Consider the following 20,755-nt stretch of genomic DNA (forward strand, 5'->3'; position numbering starts at 1 on the left):
TTCAATCGAAGGCAGCCTTTGTTATAGAACTCAATGACCATTAAAAAAGTCAAGCATGGTTGTTAATGAAGTATCAGAATGCATCCTTTCCCCATTTTCCAGGGATTCCCGGGTGGCAATGGCAGCTCTTTCACGCATCTTCTCTTCATAGCTGGAAATAGCTTCACGTAACGTATTATAATGGTTATCTGTTAAATGCTCACTCAACTCCAAAGCATCCAGCATAGCCATATTAGCTCCTTCTCCTGCGAATGGAGGCATTACATGAGCAGCATCACCAATTAAGGTCAGGTTAGATTGGGCTTCCCAGGTCTGATCAAAGGGCATATAATAGATCAGGCACGGAATAAAAGGGGTTACAGCGTTTTCAAACAATTCTTCCCACACAGGGCTCCATTCAGAATATTCTGTTTTAAACCATTTCAGCATCTGGGTATGATCAGAAAAGTTGAGCCCACTTGCGGCAGGCCAGTTTTCATCAGCTTTAAAACTGGCATAAAACCCAATATCTCCGTTACCTTTCTGACCAAGTAAAATATTTTGACTGTTTCCGAAAGCCATTATTTTTCCTCCTTTCACCATTGCATCAATATTAGGAGCATTTTCCTTTGAAACATTTCCTTCCAGCATGATCACTCCGGAATAAACGGGTTTAATATCAGTAAGATAAGGCCGTATTTTGGAATTGGCTCCGTCTCCGGCAATAACAAGATCGGCATACGCAGAAGTTCCGTTTTTGAAATGCAGCAGCCAGCCTTCATTTTGACGCTCCATAGAGATAAAATGACTATCCCAGACTACCGTTTCTGGCTGGAGAGAATCCAGCAGCATATTTCTTAATGGGCCGCGGTCTATTTCCGGACGAAAATGTTCATACCCAAAATCTTCTTCAGGCTTTGTTTCGTGATCACTAAAAAATATTTCTGCTTTTTCATTCACAATCAGTGCTCTGTCAGCTCCGGGACGGAAGGTTTTCTTAAACTCATCCAGTAATCCTGCTTTACGGATGGCTGCCAAACCCGAATCTTCGTGCATGTCAAGTGGAGAACCCTGGACACGGGCATTTTTATTGAAGTCTCTTTCATATACTTTTACATCGGCTCCTTTCAGCTGTAAAAGTCTTGCCAGTGTAAGTCCGGCAGGACCGCCACCAACGATTGCTATTGATTTATTGTCTATCAGCATTGTTAATTTAAATTTTACAATGCAAATTTATTTTCCTTTCAATACTGATAATAGTACAAATCGGTCGTTTTTATTTTGGGATAATTCTTTGGGAGCAACTCCGGAAAATTTCTTTACTTCTTTGATGAAGTGATTCTGATCGGCATAGTTGAGTTCCGGAAATAATCTTCCCTGTGCGATGTGTTCCAGTGAAGCTCTGAAACGTAAAATAGTAGAGTAGGCCTTTAACGACAAACCAAGCTGTTTGGTAAAATAACGGTTGATCTGCCTGCTGCTCCAGCCTGTTTTTTCGGAAAGTTCCTGCACACTCATTTCACCTTTTGAGGCATAAACCAGTTCGAAAAGCTTTAATTTCCTTTCATCTGCTTTTGCAGGAAGCAGTTGCCTTATCTTTTGGGTAGCTTTCATACAGCAGTTGTTGAAATCTTTTAAATCGTCTGCACTGAAATTCCAGAAATCAGGGGCAAGTTCTTTTCCGAGGTTCAGTAAATTGGCAATGGAGGTATTCAGAATATATTCAACAGCAAGAGGCTTAAAACTTACAACAAAAGCAATTGTATGAGGGGTAATATACCTTTGTTCAGGATAAGTTTCTAAACCGAGAAGGGTAACATGAAAAGGCTCTGAAGCTGATTGGGAAAAAAAAAGATCAACTCTTCCGTCAGGAATAATAACCACTTCTTTAGCTTCATCCGAAAGATTCTGAAATGTTCCCAGATTTTCCACAAAATCTGCGATTTCTTGGTCAGGTTCGATGAAATTGTAAGTGAAGTCATTTTCCATATTGATTTGATCTGTTTTTAAAGGAGAAAATTACAAAATTATCACTTGATTTATTAAAAAGTCCATGGTTATCTCTATAGTTTATAAATGCTATTTTTGCTCTGAAAAGATTTTTAAAAATAAATATGCTACAGCCTTTATTCTATGGACAAAACATCACTTAACATCTATTTTCATTCCTTATTTACAATCAGAAAAGAAGTGGTTAAAAAAATCACAGAAAAATTCAGCCGTTTTGAGTTAAAGGCAAACACTGTTTTGCTGGATAAAAATGTGATCAGCACCAAAACCTATTTTCTCGAAAAAGGATATGTCCGCTCCTATATTCTGAACGAAGATAATGAGGAAATCACAACAAATATTTATACGGCACCCTGTTTTGTTAATGATTTTCTGTCTTTTTTCAGGCAACAGCCAACCAAAGAGATATATCAGACCGTAACGGATTGTGTTTTCTGGGAAACGGGATTGGAGAATGTACAGCATAATTTTCATAATATTCCAGAATTCAGGGAGTTCAGCAGGCTTCTTTTTGTTCTTAATTATTATAATATTCATGACAGGCTGATTGAAATGGCCAGTCAGAAGGCTTCCACAAGATATGCCAGCCTGATGAAGAAAGATCCTGAAATCTTCCGGTATGTTCCTCTAAAAGTAATAGCTTCTTATCTGGGAATTAAAGACAGTTCGCTGAGCAGGATCAGAAGGGATATTTACAAAATATAATTTCTTTTCATTTGTCAAGTGGTATTTCAGGTGTTATCGCTGATATTTGTTTAAAAATAATTCATGAATAAAAAACATATTGTCGTTGTAGGATTAGGTGGTGTAGGTGGATATTTTGGTTTTAAAATCAATCAGGCCAATGAAACTTCCCGAAAGTATAATATTTCCTTTGTTGCCCGCGGAGAAACGTATGAGAAGGTAAAAGAAAACGGATTGACTCTGTTATCTCCGGAGCATTCTCATCCACAGACTCATCCTGATACTATATTACAGCACATCAGTGATATTAAAAACCCTGACCTGGTATTGATCTGTGTAAAGGAATATGACCTTGAAAATGTATGCCGGCAGTTGCTTCCGGTCATTAATGAAAATACCATATTGCTTCCTATGATGAACGGGGCGGATATTTATGACAGGATACGAAAAATAATCCCTGAACATACTATTCTTCCAACCTGTATCTATGTGGCTTCCCATATTAAAGAAAGAGGAATTGTAGAACATAAGGGAAAAGCAGGGAAAATGATTATCGGAAGAGATCCTGAGCATTTTTCTGCTCCTGCAGAATGGATTACAGAACTCCTGAAAGAAAGTAAAATTGATTTTGATTTTAAAGACAATTCACAAACGGATATCTGGACAAAATTCATATTCATTGCCAGCTTCGGACTGGTAACTGCTAAACATAATTCTTCCATAGGAAGTGTCTGTACTGATGAACCGCAGAAAAAGGAAGCTACAGAAATTATGAAAGAAATTAAACAGATTGCCGATAAAAAAGGAATTTATCTTCAGGAAGATATCATTGATAAGACATTCGAAAAAGCTTCAACATTTCCTTTTGAAACTCCAACTTCCTTACAGCTTGATATCAATTCAGGAAAGAAAGAAAACGAACTGGAACTGTTTGCTGGAGCTGTATTGAAATATGGTGTTGAGGTCGGATCAGAAACTCCTTTTACTCAAAGAATTTATACTGAGATTAAAGCCAAATAAGTTTTGGTTAAAGCCGAAAGAAAATGAAACATAAGAAGGCGGGTTAAAACCCGCCTCTATTGAAATTAAATATAAAATATTGAAATTTTTGAAATTTCAGAGTTTAATTATGTCAGAACTCCCGGTCGCGGTCTGTAATGGTTCTGAATTTTGTTTTAAAGAAAGTATCTGCTTTGGCATTAAATTCATCAGTGTATACCACCAAAGTACTGTGCCCGGAGTTGGGTAATATCCATAAATTGGCTTTAGGGATATTCCGGAAAATTTCCAGGGTATGCTCAGGTTTGATGACATCATAATCTCCCCCGACAACAAGGACAGGAACCTTAATGCTGTGGAGTGCCTTAGGATCTATATTAGGCTGCTCACTTAGTAATCTTTTATATTTTAGAACCGTATAATCCAGATCCGTTTTATCTTTCTTCTGGGCAAACAGCTCTTTAAATTTTGAATAATTATTGCTTACTCTTTTGAATACATCTGCTTGTACTGCAGTAGAATCCGGTCTTAAATTTGCTCCTGTAATGATGAGTTTTTTTACCTTTTCCGGATGCCTCATGCTTAGTAACAGCCCGTTAATCGCTCCATCGCTCCAGCCTATAACAAATGCTGAATCAATTTTCATTTTCTGAAGCAGCTCAGCATAATCATCCGACATCATTTCATAGGTAAGCGCCTCTCCTTTATCCTGAGACTTTCCATGCGCTCTGCTGTCAGCGACAATCACTTTATATTTTTTTGAAAAATAAGGAATCTGTTTAGAAAAATCTACAATAGATCCTCCGTTTCCGTGGATGAGGAGCAAAGGCTGTCCCTGGCCATACGTTTCACAATACATTTTGATTCCATTGACATCATAATATTTACCGGCTTTTGAATTGTTTCCATATGAGGAAGTTTCTAAAAGCCGGGTGTATTCTTTTTTGATCGTTGGAATATCCGTCTGAGCAGATAATAAAGCCGGCAGTAAGGCAAGAAAAAATAATATCGGTTTCATATAATACAGGTGTTATTTAAATGACTGATATTGTGTTTCTCAATAAGTAGAAAATGCTGGCTTCTTGTTACAAAATGTTGGGTACAATTTCAGGCACTGTGCATGAATTTCTGCCGCTCCAGCAGTACCTCTTCACTTTCACGATGATCAGGATCATCCACACAGCAGTCTACAGGGCATACCGCCTTGCATTGTGGCTCTTCATGAAAGCCTTTACATTCAGTACATTTTCCGGAAACGATATAATAGACTTCATCAGAAACTGCTTCATTATATGCATCAGCATCAGCTTCCGTACCATCCGGGAATTTGATATGTCCTGAAAGCTTTGTCTTATCTTTCCAGCGCCAGTCAATGGCTCCTTCATAAATGGCTGAATTGGGGCATTCAGGTTCGCAGGCTCCACAGTTGATGCAGGCATCTGTTATTTTTATAGCCATATCACGAAATTTTAGGGTTTAAAAAAGGGATTTCTTCCACGGAGAACGATTCGGAAATCCCCTTAAACTTAATTATAGCAGTTCAACACTGTTCTTTGAAAATAAGCAGCATAAAGCGTGCTAATTTTTATTTTTTAATCATCAATCTGCCAACAAATCATCCACTTACACGGCAAGATCAGTCTGACAGCTAGTCTGCTGATTTTGTTAATCCTGAACTTTCTATTTTTTTAGAAGTTGCAATGCTGATAAGCTTATCAAACTTACCGGAATAGAGATCCGAAATTTGTGTTGAATTGTCAGATGCAAATAATGATGATCTTACAACAGGCACACTGAATGGCAGCGGCCAGGCACGTAACGATTTGGCAATAGAATCCATCGTATTGATTCCCTGCATGGCCTGTAGGCCGTCTGCCCAGCATACCATTCCTACTGTTTTATCGGTGAGATAAGGTTCGTATCTGTTAGCGGTTACTTCGAGCCAGTCCAGGCAGTTTTTCATCACTCCCGGAATGCTGCCATGATAAAGAGGAGCCAGCCATATATGCAAATCAGCATCAGTAAACATCTGAACCATGCGTTCCACTGCCAAGGGAGTTTTGGTGAGTGTAACATCAAATAATGGAATTCCGGAATCTGCAAGTGTAAAAATATCAGTCTGAATGCCTGACATTTTCAGCCGCTCTGAAAAATAATCCGAAATCAGTCCGGAAGTAGATATGGTTCTTCTTTCCAGTGATCCGTTGAATATAATTGCTTTCATTTTTTATTGTTTAAAAATTACTTTGGGCAGTCCTATTTCGCCATACATTAATGTTTTAACCAAAGGTTTCAGCAGTCCGGCCGCTAACAAATACAAAGAAGGATCATGGCTGGCATTGGCCCGGACAACCACTTTCTGGTTTCTGTACTGTTTCAGATCAGCATAAATGAGACGGCGCTTCCAGAGATCAAGCAGAATTGTTTCTGCATTATTTAAATCCACATAAGAAGCGTAAGGAAAAAGCTTTTCCATGATCATCATGTAAGCCCAGGGCGGGACGATGGCCTCTGTAGAGCAGATAATTCCTACTGCTTTTTCATCATACACAGAATAATCTACTTCAGCAATGGATTCTTTAAATTCTTTTTCCTTGACAATCATTCCCATGAAAAGATGATCTTTAATATCAAGCTCTACAATTTCCGTCGTCGGTTTGTAGTCTGAAAGGTCAAAAGCAATAATGCCCGAAGCTTTTGCCTTATTGATAAAAATTTCCTCAGTCATAGCTTATTAAAAATTCATGTTAACTATCTTATTTTTGACAACGCTTCTTCATATTTTTTCTCAACGGCAGACCAATCCAGTACAGACCAGAAGGCATCCAGATAATCTGCACGTTTATTCTGATAGTTCAGATAATAAGCATGTTCCCATACATCTATTCCAAGAATCGGAAAACCTCTGTTCATCGAAAGAATGTCCATCATCGGGTTATCCTGGTTAGGAGTAGAACTGATGGCCAGAGATCCGTTGAATTTTACGTACAGCCACACCCATCCTGAACCAAACTGAGCCAGACCGGCTTTTTTCATTCCTGCTTTAAGTTCTTCCAGACTTCCAAAAGTGGCTGTAATGTCATCATGAAGCATACCTTCAGGATTCAGCTTAGGTTCAGGAGAAAGAATTTCCCAGAATAAAGAGTGATTATAATGTCCGCCTCCGTTATTTCTTACAGCTGGACTGTACTCACTGATCCTTTGCAGTAGCGAATCAAGATCAGCATTAGTTTCATTGGTTTGTTCCAGCGCTGCATTCAAATTATCTACATAAGCCTGGTGGTGTTTCTGATGATGAATCGTCATTGTTTCTTTATCTATAAACGGAGCCAAAGCATCATAAGCGTATGGTAACTGCGGTAATGTAAATGGGTTCATCGTATTTATTTTTTTAATTAATGTATGACAAAGGTAAAAATATATTTGAATAAAACAACTTTTTTGTTGTTTTATTAGAGTGATGAATGAAAATAATAAAGTGTTGTAAATGTTTAATTTATGCTTTGTTTTTTGAGGTTATAGAAAATGACTATATTTGTTGTTGGAAAATAAAACAACCTAAATATTGTCAAATGAAGAAGCCAGCTGCAGATCGTATTCTGATGTTTTTAAAGATGAGAGGGGAAGCTACTTCACTTCTTATTGCAGAAGAATTATCGATTACCAAAGAAGGTGCAAGAAAACATTTACTGAATCTTGCAGAGGAAGGATGGATCCGGTCTTCGGTGAAAAGCGAAGGCGTAGGACGCCCATCTGCTTATTATACTCTTACTGAAAAAGGTCTGGCTCAGTTTCCGGATACCCATGCGGATGTAACTGTTCAGCTTCTGAAATCTGTGAAAAATCTTTTGGGTGAAAATGCTTTAAACTTGCTGATCAGCGACCGCGAAAAGAACACTCACGACCGTTATGAAAAAATACTTTCCAAAACACAGTCTTTGGAGCAGCGTCTGGAATCTTTGGCAAAAGTCCGAAGTGAAGAAGGTTATATGGCAGAATGGAAAAAAGAAGGCCAAAATTATTTTCTGATTGAAAATCATTGCCCGATATGTGCTGCTGCCGCTGAATGTCAGGGTTTCTGCCGTGCCGAACTATCCAATTTCCAATCCCTGATAGGAAAAGACTATAAAGTGGAAAGAATAGATCATATCATTTCCGGGGGACAGCGCTGTGTCTATAAAATCAGCCAATCATTATCATTTAATTCATAATCATAACTCAGAATATGGCTTTAAAAGCAGTAATATTTGATATGGACGGTGTACTGGTAGATTCAGAAAAATTCTGGGCCCAGGCCGAGCTGGATGTTTTTTCATCCTATGGCGTAGAGGTAACAGAAGAACTTGCCGCACAAACAAAGTATATGACAACACAGGAAGTAACAGAATTCTGGTATGAAAGATTTCCATGGGAAAATTTTGATGCATCTGATCTGGAAAATAAAGTGGTTACCAGGGTGATTGAAATGATACACACCAATGATTGTACAATGTCCGGTGTTCAGGAATTCATCAGAAATCTTAAGAACAATGATTATAAAATAGGATTGGCTACAAACGCTCCCTTACGGGTGGCCCATGCTGTTCTTGAAAAGCTTGAGGTTAGAGATCTTTTTGATACCATTCATTCATCAGAATTCGAAATCCAGGGAAAACCTCATCCCGCTGTTTATCTTACTTCTGCAAAAAATCTTGGGATTTCTCCTGAGCACTGTATTGCGATTGAGGACAGCCATTCAGGATTAAAAGCAGCAAAAGAAGCAGGAATGAAAACCATTATTTTCACAAATAATGACGAAAATATAAACTCCAGCCTTGCCGACTTTAAAATACCGAGCTTTAGCAGTGCATCACTGCCGGTTTTTAGTGAATAGTGAATAGTGAATAGTGAATAGTGAATCCGCTTCGCTGTGAATTTAGTAGAAACTATAAAATTGACGATCGACTGCATAGCAAATTGACCATTGACGTTAAAAGGTGAATCGGCTTCGCTGTGAATTTTGATAGGCATTATAAAAATTGACTATCGACTGCAAAGCAAATTTACCATTGACGTTAAAAGGTGAATCCGCTTTGCTGTGAATTTTGATAGACGTTATAAAAATTGACTATTGACTGTGCCGCAAATTGGTCATCGACATTAAAAGGTGAATCCGCTTTTCTGTGAATTTAGTAGACACTATAAGAAATTGACCATTAACTGCATAGCAAATTGACCATTGACGTTAAAAGGTGAATCCGCTTCACTGTGAATTTAGTAGATACTATAAGAAATTGACCATTGACTGCATATCAAATTGACTATTCACAAAACCACGCACCTCGCATCCCGAACTACATCTCAATACCTCGTCAAAATCTCCATCAAAAACAAGATAGAAACCAGTTTTTTAGATGACTGATACTCAGGATTCAGCTGTTCCCTGATTTCACCCAAGGCTCTGCTTAATTTATTACTTACAGTTTTATTGCTGAGCCCCAATGCTTCTGCCGTTTCACTGACAGACATATTTTTCCTGATTCTCATATCGTAGACCTGCTGTTCTGTTGAAGGAAGCCGGGAAACCACTTCATCAATCATCAGTAACAAAGCAGAAATTTCATTTTCCTCAAGGATTTCAAAATAATCCGTATCTGCCGTATCAATTTCATGTGGAATATCAAACTCATCTATGCTCAGCGTAGGAGGAGTCTTTTTATGGCTGTTATAAAAATCAATAATCCGGTAATGGAGATGGCGGAGAAGATAACCTTTTGCACTTTCAGAATCGTCAGTCTGTATGGTATCTGTATGCTCAAGGAGCTTCACCCAAAGGTTCTGAAGGATTTCTTCAGTAATTTCTTTATCCCGGGTCCGTACAAAAACAAAGCTATATAGACTATCCCAGTATCGGTCATACAGCAGCATAAATGCAGGGCGGTCACCTGATTTTATTTTCTTTAATAATGTATAGTCTGTTGGGCTCATATTCTGTTACAAAATTACCTAAAGGAAAATTAACTTTTTGTGAACTTTGGGGATGGTAAGATTAAATATTTCTGAAAAAAGAGGCCTAAATGGGATGTTAATGTTGAGTAAATGTGAAAAAGAACGAAAATTATTAACAATTAGGTTGTAATGTGAATATAACGTTAAGAATGCTCCGGGGAAGTTTTTCATTTTCACTGTCTTATAGATAGAAGTATCTGTGAATACGATGAAAGACTCTATGAAAAAACGTTTGACTTATAAAAATATTGAATCCTTTGTTTTCAGACTTTGGGAACGGGAAGTTTCGGAAGATCCGGTTTCTGAAAAAGAAAATCAACTTTTAAAACAATGGAAAATTCATGCTGAAAAAGAGCTGGATGCTGTTCATAGGAAAGCATCCAAAGAAAGGGTTTTATCCGGATTGGAACATTATTTTTCTCCAACAGATATTATTTCGGTTTCATCTGCAAAAAACTTAAAAACACATCTATTATATAAAATTGCTGCGGTTATTATTCTGCTTTTGTCCTTGGGAGGAATTTTCACCTACACCATGTTTATCAGGCCTGATGTTTATATGGCCAAATCAGGAAACCGTACTGTTCATCTTGAAGATGGATCGGTAGTTACCCTTTTACCGGGAGCTGAAATGACCGTAGCAAAATCATTTCCTGCTGATACCAGAGTGGTGGATTTAAAAGGGGATGCCATATTCTCCGTGGCCAAATCAAAACTGCATCCTTTCATTGTTCGTGCAGACGGCTTCAGCACCAAAGTATTGGGAACCGTATTTAAAATTTCACAATCCGGGAAGAAAAAAGCGGTCGATCTTTATGAAGGGAAGGTGGCTGTATCTTCTCCGGGAGTTCCGGTTTCTTTCCTTACACCGAATCAGAAATGGACCAATTTCGGGATTGCCCATACAACTGCGGTCATATCATTGAAACCGGTCAGGAAATCAGCCGGCAAAGTTTCTTCAATATTGTCTTTAAGCTTTAATGATGTCCCGCTAAAAGAGGTGGTAACTGTTCTGGAAAACAGCTATAACACCAAAGTATTGTATCCTAAAGAAGCTGAAGACAGAAAAATCACGGCAGACTTTACTGGAGGAACAGTCGGTGAAAATATTGAATCGCTGGCTTTTATCCTTGGACTGGAAGTGCAGAAAAAAGAAAACACCTATATCCTGAAAAAATAATCACTATTAAAAATTAAATAATCATAATCAAGAGAACACTTTAAGTATGAAAAGTTTGAAATGTGGGATTACCATAGCAGCCTTATTTTTTACTGTAGCCGCAGAAGCTCAGGAGCTGGTTCAGAAAGTAACATTTTCTGTACCTGCCAACAGACCGTTGATTGAAGTTTTGGAAGAATTTGCAGGAAAAACGGGGATGAGACTGGCTTATTCCAAAGTAGATATAAAAGAGCTGAAGGTAAAAGGAGTGAAATGTGAAAATACTTCTGTCAACAACTGCCTGAAGGATATTACCAATGGCCTTCCGGTTGTGTACCGTCTGCATGGTGATCTTATTTCGATAAAATATGAAAATTCTAACATTTCTGTACCGGGAAACGGACGTATTTCCGGTAAAATCGTAGATGAGGTAGGGAATCCTGTGATCGGAGCTGAGGTGAGTATTGCTCAGAAAACTGCAGTAACAGATAATAATGGAGATTTTACGGTAGATCTTCCCTCAGGAACTTATAACCTGACAATAAAAGCACCTAAATATAATACGCTGAGAGTTCAGAAATTATCTGTTATCAATAATGAAACCAATTCTGTGTCATTTGCTTTAAACAAAGCGTCTGATAAAATAACAGACATCAAGGAAGTTGTGATTACTGCAGCCCGCAAGGCAGATACCCAGGCCGGGCTTCTTGCACAGCAGAAGAAAGCCGCTCAGATGAGTGATGGTATTTCGGCAGAACAGATTTCCAAAACTCCGGACAGCGATGTGGGAGGAACCTTGAAAAGGGTAACAGGAATTACCACTATTGATAATAAATATGTAGTGGTAAGGTCTATGGGAGAGCGTTGGAATACCGCAGCCATGGACGGAATTAATCTTCCAAGTACGGAAGCCTATAACCAGAATTTTTCATTCGATATCATTCCTACTGCCATGGTAGAAAGTGTAGTGGTAAGCAAATCTGCAACACCTGATATGAATGCCAGCTTCGCAGGAGGGTATGTGGAAGTAAGGACCAAAGATATTCCCAACGAAAATTTTACAACAGTAACAATGGGAACTTCGTATAATGATCAGTCTGCCTTCAAAGAATTTCTGACCCGTAAACGAGGAAAGTACGATTATTTCGGGTATGATGACGGGACAAGGGACTTTCCCAAAGGACTTGAGCCGATGAACTGGACCGATCCAAGATTTTTTGAGCAGTCCAGACAGTTTACCAATGACAATTTCAGCACCTATACAACCAAAGGTGATATGGGATCTAATATACAGCTGGCACTGGGAAGAACCTATGCTCTTAAAAACAATAATAAATGGGGGTTTGCCGGAGCATTTGTCATCAGAAATGAGCAAAATAAACTGGACATAGACCATACAGGAAGAGGAAACTGGTTGGATACCACGGGAATGCCAGATGCAAACGGACAGATTCCATTCTATAATTTCAAAAACAGCGGAGCTTCCTATAATTACAATTCTACACTGGCAGGGATGCTTAATTTTGGATTGCAACTTGGGAAAAACAGAATCTCGTTCCGTAATTCCTATACCCATATTTTTGATAATACACTGACAAGAGTAACCGGATGGAATGAATATTCAACCGGAAGTGGAATGGCTGTCAATGCAGAATTAGCTTATAATTACTTTTATAACGGTATTATACCCAATAATGATCCGGAACAGATCAAAAGCCTTGACAGGCCTTATACGGATAATACCAATTACCCGATTTTTCAAACCCTTTTACAAAATAAACTGGAAGGAAGCCATAAAATGGGTAATACAGAGATCAGTTGGTTTGCAGCCCGTACAGGAGTGGCATCCGATACTAAAGATTACACACAGTATATTACCAGGTACGACTTTATCGGAAATGAAATTCTCACATTTCATAAGATCTATAATTCCGGAGCCGATTTTTACAGAGGATATATAGAAAACAAAGAAACAGATTACAATTACGGTGCGTCCGTTAAGTGGGATATGGATGCAGGAAGCTTTAAAAATACAATTAAAACAGGATATGCTGGTGCTATAAAAAACAATACCAACCAACAGCAGAAGTTTTTTCTTCGTGTTGACGAAAACCGGGACGTTCCGAACAGCGAAAAGAACTATTTGACGATGTATGGTTCGCTTGCTGAATGGTTTAATGGCTCTCATTATGTTCCGGGTGGTATTGGCTGGGAAACCAAGCCATTGTATAAAAATGACAAGTATGAAGGAGAGGTTAGTCAGCATGCGGTTTTTGTCATGTTTGATAACCGTTGGAAGAAATTAAGGTTAGTTTGGGGACTTCGTGCAGAATACTTTAAATATGATCTTATTTCACAGCAATTAGATCCAAGTGATACAAAGAATGTAGAAAGAGCGGCCATTGAGGATAAACCATGGCAATGGATGCCCTCTGCGAACTTTACCTACAGTCCCACCAATAAAATTAATCTAAGGCTTGCTTACAACAGATCTGTTATTCGCCCTCAGTTTAATGAAAGAACAGGACTTCCTTATTTCGATCCGATAGCTAATGGTTTAATTTATAATACCGAAATGACATCCTCTGTCATTAATAATTATGATTTCAAATTTGAATGGTTTCCAGGGTTGGGAGAAATATTTTCTGCAGGGTTGTATTATAAAAATATAGACAGACCCATAGAACGTGAAGGACATATTTCCAGCGAAGGCAACTTATATCTTTATAATGGTAATTCGAAAAATGCAAAATTATTGGGAGTGGAAGCTGAGGTAAGAAAGAATTTAGGATTTATTGCAGATGGAACCTTTCTGGAAAAGCTTTTCATAAGCGGAAACTTCACCTATAATGATACGAAAGTAGTGGCTTTTAAAGATCTATATAAAACGGGAGACAATGATGAAACTTACGAAGTGAAAAGACCGCTTTACGGACAGACTCCTTATGCTTACAACCTTGGACTTATTTATGATGGAAACCGGCTGGGTATGAGTTTTTTGTATAACGCAAAAGGAGACCAGTACATCACCGTAGGGTATGCTTACAAAGGAGAGGAAATCCAGCGTCCTTATGCAGTGGCAGATGCCCAGATCTCCTATAAATTTCTCCGCGACAGAAACTTTGAAGTAAAATTTAATGTGAGAAACATTTTTAACAGGGTTAAGGAATATTACAACAACTTCAATTCTTATCTCGCTGAAAAAAACGGAGGCGGAAGTAATGTAGGTACAGACAGGGAAGCATGGGATCTTCTTCCGGGAGCTACAGACAGGTACGATAAAAATATTGATAAAATTATGTTTCGGGCTTACAGCGGAAGAATGTTCAGCCTGAGTGTGAATTATACTTTTTAAAAGTATATCAACAGATACAGAAAGATATCTTAATTATAGCAGCGTACAGGTTCCGGTAACCTGATCAAAACTGATTAAACTGATGATGCGCACAACAGTACAGTTCTGACAAAGCCGGCGTTATAAGTTTTCCCGAGCTTTAACGATTCTCAAGGGAACTCCCGCAATGCAGCTCCTCCTGCAGCGATGGGAGGAACACCAAAAAACAAATCGAAGGAATAAGAGGAAGGTATTCCTGAATAAAAAACTGATCTGGTATAAAAAATAACACGACCGGATTTATTAAAAATTATAACAATGAAAAGACTAACTCTAATTGCAGTGGCAGCATTATCTCTTACAGCTTGTCAAAACGATCAACTGGCGGATTCATCATCTCCATTCGAAATGAAATCTACTTCTGCTGAGTACCTTACAGCTTCGGCTCTTCCGGTAACCAGTGTAAGTGGTGCTATTACTACAAATACTACATGGAGCGGTGTAGTTGAATTAGATGGAGTTGTAACCGTAAAAAATGGTGCTACATTAACAATCCAGCCGGGTACATTCATTAAAGCTAAGCCAAACACTAACAATACAGCTACAGGAGTGTTGGTAATTGCTAAAACAGGAAAAATCAATGCAACAGGTACAGAAGCTCAGCCAATCATCTTCACCAGCTACAAATTGCTGGATGGAAACGAAGATACTACTGCTGCTCCTGGTGATTTCGGAGGGGTTATTATATTAGGAGATGCTCCTACAAACACGCCTTTTACAAAAACAATCGAAGGATTATCCGGTCCTGATTTCTATTATGGAGGTACTAATTCTTCTCATAACGGCGGAACATTGAAATATGTACGTATTGAGTTTGCAGGATACGATCTTTTAGCTCCGAATTCAGGAAATGAAATCAACGGTCTTACTTTAGGAGGAGTAGGAAGCGGAACGACTCTGGATCATATCCAGGTATCTTTCGGGAAAGACGATTCTTTTGAATTCTTTGGTGGTACTGTAAACGCTTCAAACCTTGTTTCTTTTGCTGCGGATGATGATAATTTCGATTTCGATAACGGATATACAGGAACGATTACTTGTGCATTAGCTTTGGCAGATTATAACTCTACACATAGTCTTAGCGGAGCTAGCCCGGATTCTAACGGTATTGAGCTTGATAACAACGCAGATGGTTCTTCTACTTCATTATTGACTCACCCGGTAATCAACAACCTTACTATTGTAGGTCCTAAGAACTCTGCTAAAGGTGCTTTGTATGAAAACGGTATTCACATCAGAAGACACGGAAGATTAACATTAAACAATGCCGTAGTTACAGGATATCCTGTTGGAATCAAAGTAGAAGGTACAGGTTCTGAACTTTCTTCAGCTTCAGCATACAATACCATCCAGATCCACGGATTTACTACTTCAGTTACGGGTACAGGTACAGCAGGAATTCCTGCAGCTAACCTTGCCACTGGTACTCCTGCATCTCTATGGGGTATGAGCCAGCCGTTCTACAACGAAGGAAGCTGGAATGTATCTCCAAGAAACTGTGGAAACTTCCAGGGAATCTGGACAAAATACAATTTCACGATTGTAGAATAATAAAAATCTTTAAAAAAGCAGGGAACAGCACATGCTGATTCCTTGCTTTCTTCAAAATCTTAATCATCAGCATTATGAAAAAAATAATTTTATCATCTGTTCTGTTTTTATCCCACGTGGCTGCAGCACAGTCTCTGGTATGGGGGAATTCTTTCGACACTCCTGCTGATCTTCAGGGATGGACCTTCCATGATCTGAACAGCAATGGCAACGGATGGGTACAGGGACAAAATATCTATCACAACGGAACATCTTTAACCTATGGTACAGCAGGCGTTCTCCGCCATTCGATCAGTTTGGTTCCAACCGGAAATGCTACAGGATTTGCAACGGAAAATGACTGGATTATTTCTCCACAAATTGATCTTACAAATGTTTCAGGAACTGTCACTTTAGCAGCTTATATCGGAAGACAGAGATCTACTCATACCATTGTTGCCAGAGATCTTTTTATCTATGTAAGCACACCACAGAAAGAAGTTCCTGCATTATCTGATTTTCAGGCAATGACGGTAGACGCCAATGGCAATGATATTTCAAGTGCCTATAAAATACAGGTAGGAGATTCTGCCAATCCATTTCCGGCGGATCTTACGGAGTTTGTAGAATCCCTTGTAGATCTTTCTGCTTTTGCAGGGAAGAAAATCTATATCGGGATGTGGGCCAACAGAAAGGCAAGCGGAAATAATATCCAGAATATTAATATTGATGAAATAGGAATTTATGCCGATTCATTTTTGGGAACTAAGGATGTAAAAAGAAACAAAATTGTAACACAAATTGCAGAAAATCCGGTAAAAGAATCTTTGCAGCTGCAGCTTAATCAGGCATTGAAAGAAAATATAACCGTAGTCAGTATTTACAATGCAGCAGGACAAAAAGTATTAACCGCTCAGTATTCCAAAGCAATTCATCTGGCTGGTCTTACACCAGGAGCGTATATCGCGGAAATTACTGATGGAAAGACTACGGAAAGACTGAAATTTATTAAGAAATAATCATTATTCTAATCCTTTAGAATCTGATGTCAGAATCACCATGAAATTTTAAATATAAATAACGGAGAGTCTTTGAAAAAAGCTATCCGGAACATATCCAACTAGTTTTTTTATAATTGTGTATTGCCCGGCTCAAGGGCCGGGCAATATTTTTAAAGTTTACAAGAAATAATTGAAGAAAGATGAATAAAATCTTCGCATTACTACTGTTATTCACTGTACTGTTTTCATGCACAGACAACAATACGATGGAGTTATATGATAAAGTACAGAAACCCGGAGAAGTTAATATCAAAGGATTTTCAAAACCTGATGTGCTACAGCTGAGGTTTAACGGTCAGCCTGTAACCATTGACGGAAAAACGTCTTATACCAATAAAATAGAAACCCAGCTTCAGTTTGTACTGGATCAGGGAGAAACCAATAAACTGTCTGTTTATAACAATGAAACAGGCGCTGAAATTGCAAAATACAATATTACTTATGACAATATAGATGACTATAAAGATCTTTACTTTTTTAATCTTCCGGGGATTTACCTGCAGACTTATGCTGTAAAACCCCAGGTGAATCTCGGAAAAGTAGGATTTGAATTTATTTTTCCAAACCTGGGCGAACTTTCCGGAACTTCTCTGAAAAATGTAAAAGGTATTCTGAAAAGAGAAAACGGAGTAGTGCTGGCTGAATTTGATAATATCAGTAAAGATAATTTTACTGCAGTGAAAGTCTATAGTTTTTTCAGCTCAACCGCTCCGGTTTATCTTGAATTATACAAGCCGGGAACTACAGAACCCTATGCAGGATCTAAAATGATTCAGGTGAAATTAAAACAGCACACAGGAGCCAATATGATCGTCCTTCAGGAAAAAATGGAAAATGGGGAATGGGTAGTAAAAGGGGATATTGATGTGGCAGAATATCTGTAATACATATGAAAAACTTTTTAAAACTTCTATGCTTTGCGATCGCAGCCTTTCTCATTTCATGTACAAATAATAATGACGAAAGCGCACCTGTTTTCCCGGAAGGAAGCACAGAAGCTGTGAATCTCTGGGTTCAGGACAGTATGAAACGGTACTATTACTGGGCAGATCAGATGCCTGCAAAACCGGATTACAGACTTCCTGCCAAAGATTTTTTTAAAAGCCTGCTATCTCCCCAGGACCGGTTTTCTTTCATGGTGAATACTGAAGATTCCTCTACCTATCCACGTTCTATAAGGAATATGTACGGTTTTGATTATACCATTGTTCAGCTGGACAATAATGAAGTGGTTACTGTGGTTAAGCTGGTCCTTCAAAACTCTCCGGCTTTCAATGCAGGGCTGGAACGGGGTATGATCATTACCAAAGTCAACGGGAAAGTAATGACGGCCGCCAATGCTGAAGCTATGGCTGCATCCATTAAAGATCAGACCGTTGTAGAACTTACCGTTGGAAAATGGCAGAATGGAGCTGTCATCAATGAAAAAAATATTACCGTTTATTACGGCTTCTCTTTTGAACAACCCATCTTATCTAAGATTTTTGATAAAAACAATAAAAAAGTTGGTTACCTGTATATCTATGATTTTCCGGACGGGATGACCCAGGCTCTGAATCAAAAATTTGCAGAATTTAAAACTGCCGGCGTGCAGGAGCTGATCCTTGATCTCCGTTACAATTATGGAGGCTCGGTATCTTCTGCGGCTGCACTTTGTTCCCTGATTCCTGTCGGTCTTTCATCCGCTTCACCATTCATTATTTTTAAAGGAAATAAAAACGGAGGTGAAGTAAAAAGAACATTTGCAGAGCAAATTGCCTATGATTCCAAAGCTTTAGATTTCACAACTCTACGGGCCAATGCGTTAGGTTTACAGAAAGTTTTCATCCTTACTTCCAACAGTACAGCATCTGCCGCTGAAATTGTCATCAATAATCTGAAGCCGTATATGCAGGTCATTCAGATTGGAAATACCACTTTGGGGAAAGATATGGCAGGATTTGTAGTGGAAGATAAACGTAAACCCAGAAAAATTTCCTGGCAGATCCACCCGGTAATCTACAAAGTATTTAATGCTGGTGGCTCCGGAGAATATAGCAATGGAATTTCACCACAGGTAATCGTTAATGAATATGCAGGACTTCCGTTATTACCTCTGGGAGATCCTGATGAAACCCTTATCGCTACAGTTCTGAATGGAGGATATTTCAAATCAGCAGATAAAGAAAAGAATGGAAATATCAGAATTTTATTTCAGAGTGATGTGCCGCCTATCGTAGCGGGGAAGTAACTTATATCGAAAAGCGAAAAAGCGAAGGAGTAAAAAAGTAAAATAGTGAAAGGCAAAATAGCTGATTGCGGATTTTTAATAATGACAAATAAAAATAAAATATAGAATAATTAAAGTACAATCTATAAAAGTCTCTTTGCCATTTTGCTATTTAGTCTTTTAGTCTGTTGCTTCAATCTATTCAGAAACACCATAAAATCATAAAACCATGCAGGGAATAGAACCAAAACTTCACATGAACCTGACCAGCCGTATTGAATATTACCGTCTGCTGATAGAAGCTGCGGAAGATCCTGAAAGCCAGCCTTCAGAGGTGATTACCCAGATTTCAGAACTGAGCCATCTGTATGAAGAGTATCTGCTTAATAAGAAGAACCTGGAAAACAGCATCAAAAATTACCGCGCATATCATAATGATTTAAGAAAAAAGCTAACCTCAAGACTTCGGGAACTCAGAAGAAAGGCAAGACAGAAATAGCACAGATACAGACTTTATAGCTGACTTTGCGGTGAAATTCATACCTTTATGACATCAAGTTGAAGGATGAAGGATTTATGAATTTTAATCAAGCTGAACTTTCTGGTTATTTAAATATATTCTGGCAGTTTTCCTGGCCGGAATGGATCATATTCAGCCTGATTGTCAATGTTTTTCTCTACCTGTTTTCCATAAGTCTATTTATTTTTATTGAAAAAACATGCCGTAAAAGTCTGTTGCAGGAGAAAAATCATCCTGTCAAAAGATCTGATTTTTACTTAAGCCTGCTTACCATATTATGTAACAGTTTTGTTATGTTACTCGGAGCTTTTTTATGGAAAAACGGATGGATAGTGCTTGGACATACAGAATCCTTCATGGGAATAGCAATGGAAGTTGTTTCTTTGCTTCTTTTGATGGACCTGCTGATGTATTTCTTCCATTTTACCGCGCATTTACCTTTCCTGTATAAAATGCTGCACGGGAAACATCATGAGCATGTCAGTACCAATTTTTTGAGCCTTTTCGTACTGCATCCTTTTGAAACGATAGGATTCGGGCTCATGATGCTGGCTTTACTTATAGGATATGATTTTTCTGTAGTTTCCATTTCAATTTATCTTTTGCTTAATCTGATCTGGGGAACCATAGGACATCTGAACAGGGAGTTTTTTCCGGTTTCCTTTGATCGCTTTTTTGTGGGAACAACCAGGTTTCACAATCAGCATCATTTGGATGAAAGTAAAAATTTCGGATTCTATACTTCTATCTGGGACAGAGTATTTGGTACCTATAAATAAGAATTGAGTATTACAGTTTTATTTCATTTAAAATTTTACCCAGCAGACTGTTAAAAGTTTGCAGTTCTTTAGAAGTAAGTATAGAAGCTGCCTGCCGTGTAATATTCTTACGGAATGTCTCAGAATTTTCTATGATAAACCTTCCCTTATCGGTCACCGAAAGATTAAACTTTCTGTGATCTCTTTCTTCCTGTTTTCTGATAATAAAATCATGACTGATCAGAAATTTCAGCTGCTTTGAAATGGCTGCCTGACTGATGTTAAACGCTGTTGAGATTTCTCTTCCCGTAGCGCTTCCTTTTCTTAAAATAAATTCAATAATATTATAATGAGCAGCCGTTACACCGTTAATATCACCCCGGTTCATGTGTGCCAGAATAAGGCACTGGAAATCAGTAAATGTGTTAAAAAATTCTTTTTCAATGGGTTTCATTACAAATATG

21 protein-coding genes are annotated in these 20,755 nt (G+C 38.3%); 12 read left to right on the plus strand and 9 right to left on the minus strand.

From position 1 onward, the window contains the following. Nucleotides 1-30: 30 nt before the first annotated feature. Both EL165_RS00955 and EL165_RS00960 read right to left on the minus strand, forming a co-directional pair. Nucleotides 31-1,185 (minus strand): FAD-dependent oxidoreductase, encoded by a 1,155-nt coding sequence (locus tag EL165_RS00955; protein WP_002980145.1) that lies wholly within the window; start codon nucleotides 1,183-1,185, stop codon nucleotides 31-33. 27 nt (nucleotides 1,186-1,212) lie between these two features. Further along, a complete protein-coding gene (locus EL165_RS00960; RefSeq protein ID WP_002980142.1) occupies nucleotides 1,213-1,968 on the minus strand; it encodes a helix-turn-helix domain-containing protein in 756 nt (251 codons plus the stop codon). Nucleotides 1,969-2,112: 144 nt separating this feature from the next. Here EL165_RS00960 and EL165_RS00965 point away from each other — a divergent pair, with 144 nt between their 5' ends. Together EL165_RS00965 and EL165_RS00970 are read left to right on the plus strand one after the other, a co-directional pair. Continuing rightward, nucleotides 2,113-2,694, plus strand: coding sequence for a Crp/Fnr family transcriptional regulator (locus EL165_RS00965; RefSeq protein ID WP_002980140.1), 582 nt, complete (start codon nucleotides 2,113-2,115; stop codon nucleotides 2,692-2,694). Between the two features lie 63 nt (nucleotides 2,695-2,757). Beyond that, nucleotides 2,758-3,693, plus strand: a complete 936-nt coding sequence (locus tag EL165_RS00970; protein ID WP_002980139.1) for a ketopantoate reductase family protein — start codon at nucleotides 2,758-2,760, stop codon at nucleotides 3,691-3,693. Between the two features lie 112 nt (nucleotides 3,694-3,805). Here the strand turns inward: EL165_RS00970 and EL165_RS00975 are convergent, their stop codons facing one another. The 5 genes from EL165_RS00975 to EL165_RS00995 form a co-directional block, all read right to left on the minus strand. After that, nucleotides 3,806-4,690: an alpha/beta fold hydrolase gene (locus EL165_RS00975; protein ID WP_002980137.1), complete on the minus strand. Its 885-nt coding sequence runs from the start codon at nucleotides 4,688-4,690 to the stop codon at nucleotides 3,806-3,808. A gap of 89 nt (nucleotides 4,691-4,779) precedes the next feature. Next, on the minus strand, nucleotides 4,780-5,130 hold the full coding sequence (locus EL165_RS00980) for a 4Fe-4S dicluster domain-containing protein (protein ID WP_002980135.1): 351 nt from the start codon (nucleotides 5,128-5,130) through the stop codon (nucleotides 4,780-4,782). A 190-nt stretch (nucleotides 5,131-5,320) separates the two neighbouring features. Then, entirely contained in the window at nucleotides 5,321-5,896 is a 576-nt protein-coding gene (locus tag EL165_RS00985; RefSeq protein ID WP_002980133.1) for an NADPH-dependent FMN reductase, read from the minus strand. A gap of 3 nt (nucleotides 5,897-5,899) precedes the next feature. Next, nucleotides 5,900-6,400, minus strand: coding sequence for a DUF2480 family protein (locus tag EL165_RS00990; RefSeq protein WP_002980131.1), 501 nt, complete (start codon nucleotides 6,398-6,400; stop codon nucleotides 5,900-5,902). A gap of 23 nt (nucleotides 6,401-6,423) precedes the next feature. After that, the gene (locus EL165_RS00995; RefSeq protein ID WP_002980129.1) at nucleotides 6,424-7,050 is read right to left on the minus strand and encodes a superoxide dismutase; all 627 of its coding nucleotides are present in this window, start codon (nucleotides 7,048-7,050) and stop codon (nucleotides 6,424-6,426) included. 194 nt (nucleotides 7,051-7,244) lie between these two features. On the opposite strand from EL165_RS00995, the gene EL165_RS01000 reads away from it, so the two are divergent. After that, on the plus strand, nucleotides 7,245-7,883 hold the full coding sequence (locus EL165_RS01000; protein WP_041461509.1) for a helix-turn-helix transcriptional regulator: 639 nt from the start codon (nucleotides 7,245-7,247) through the stop codon (nucleotides 7,881-7,883). A 14-nt stretch (nucleotides 7,884-7,897) separates the two neighbouring features. After that, nucleotides 7,898-8,545: a hexitol phosphatase HxpB gene (hxpB, locus tag EL165_RS01005; RefSeq protein WP_002980124.1), complete on the plus strand. Its 648-nt coding sequence runs from the start codon at nucleotides 7,898-7,900 to the stop codon at nucleotides 8,543-8,545. Between the two features lie 467 nt (nucleotides 8,546-9,012). On the opposite strand, the gene EL165_RS01010 is transcribed toward hxpB, so the two are convergent. After that, the gene (locus EL165_RS01010) at nucleotides 9,013-9,639 is read right to left on the minus strand and encodes an RNA polymerase sigma factor (protein ID WP_002980122.1); all 627 of its coding nucleotides are present in this window, start codon (nucleotides 9,637-9,639) and stop codon (nucleotides 9,013-9,015) included. 241 nt (nucleotides 9,640-9,880) lie between these two features. Between EL165_RS01010 and EL165_RS01015 the strand changes: the two genes are divergently transcribed. From EL165_RS01015 to EL165_RS01050, 8 genes are all read left to right on the plus strand, one after another. Next, nucleotides 9,881-10,840 (plus strand): FecR family protein, encoded by a 960-nt coding sequence (locus tag EL165_RS01015; protein WP_228370533.1) that lies wholly within the window; start codon nucleotides 9,881-9,883, stop codon nucleotides 10,838-10,840. A gap of 46 nt (nucleotides 10,841-10,886) precedes the next feature. Continuing rightward, nucleotides 10,887-14,174: a TonB-dependent receptor gene (locus tag EL165_RS01020; protein ID WP_002980118.1), complete on the plus strand. Its 3,288-nt coding sequence runs from the start codon at nucleotides 10,887-10,889 to the stop codon at nucleotides 14,172-14,174. Between the two features lie 297 nt (nucleotides 14,175-14,471). After that, nucleotides 14,472-15,764 (plus strand): hypothetical protein, encoded by a 1,293-nt coding sequence (locus tag EL165_RS01025; protein ID WP_002980116.1) that lies wholly within the window; start codon nucleotides 14,472-14,474, stop codon nucleotides 15,762-15,764. A gap of 74 nt (nucleotides 15,765-15,838) precedes the next feature. Then, nucleotides 15,839-16,762, plus strand: a complete 924-nt coding sequence (locus EL165_RS01030) for a T9SS-dependent choice-of-anchor J family protein (protein ID WP_002980114.1) — start codon at nucleotides 15,839-15,841, stop codon at nucleotides 16,760-16,762. Between the two features lie 182 nt (nucleotides 16,763-16,944). Continuing rightward, complete coding sequence (locus EL165_RS01035; RefSeq protein WP_041461508.1) at nucleotides 16,945-17,688, plus strand: hypothetical protein; 744 nt, start codon at nucleotides 16,945-16,947, stop codon at nucleotides 17,686-17,688. A 5-nt stretch (nucleotides 17,689-17,693) separates the two neighbouring features. Then, nucleotides 17,694-19,034 carry a S41 family peptidase gene (locus EL165_RS01040; protein WP_002980111.1) on the plus strand — a complete coding sequence of 447 codons (1,341 nt, stop codon included), beginning with the start codon at nucleotides 17,694-17,696 and terminating at the stop codon, nucleotides 19,032-19,034. A gap of 208 nt (nucleotides 19,035-19,242) precedes the next feature. Beyond that, nucleotides 19,243-19,512: a hypothetical protein gene (locus tag EL165_RS01045; protein ID WP_002980109.1), complete on the plus strand. Its 270-nt coding sequence runs from the start codon at nucleotides 19,243-19,245 to the stop codon at nucleotides 19,510-19,512. Between the two features lie 314 nt (nucleotides 19,513-19,826). Continuing rightward, a complete protein-coding gene (locus tag EL165_RS01050; protein WP_228370532.1) occupies nucleotides 19,827-20,312 on the plus strand; it encodes a sterol desaturase family protein in 486 nt (161 codons plus the stop codon). 10 nt (nucleotides 20,313-20,322) lie between these two features. Here the strand turns inward: EL165_RS01050 and EL165_RS01055 are convergent, their stop codons facing one another. Next, nucleotides 20,323-20,745, minus strand: a complete 423-nt coding sequence (locus tag EL165_RS01055; RefSeq protein WP_002980105.1) for a MarR family winged helix-turn-helix transcriptional regulator — start codon at nucleotides 20,743-20,745, stop codon at nucleotides 20,323-20,325. Between the last annotated feature and the right edge of the window lie 10 nt (nucleotides 20,746-20,755).

The organism is Chryseobacterium gleum, from assembly GCF_900636535.1.
GTDB classification, from domain to species: Bacteria; Bacteroidota; Bacteroidia; order Flavobacteriales; family Weeksellaceae; genus Chryseobacterium; species Chryseobacterium gleum.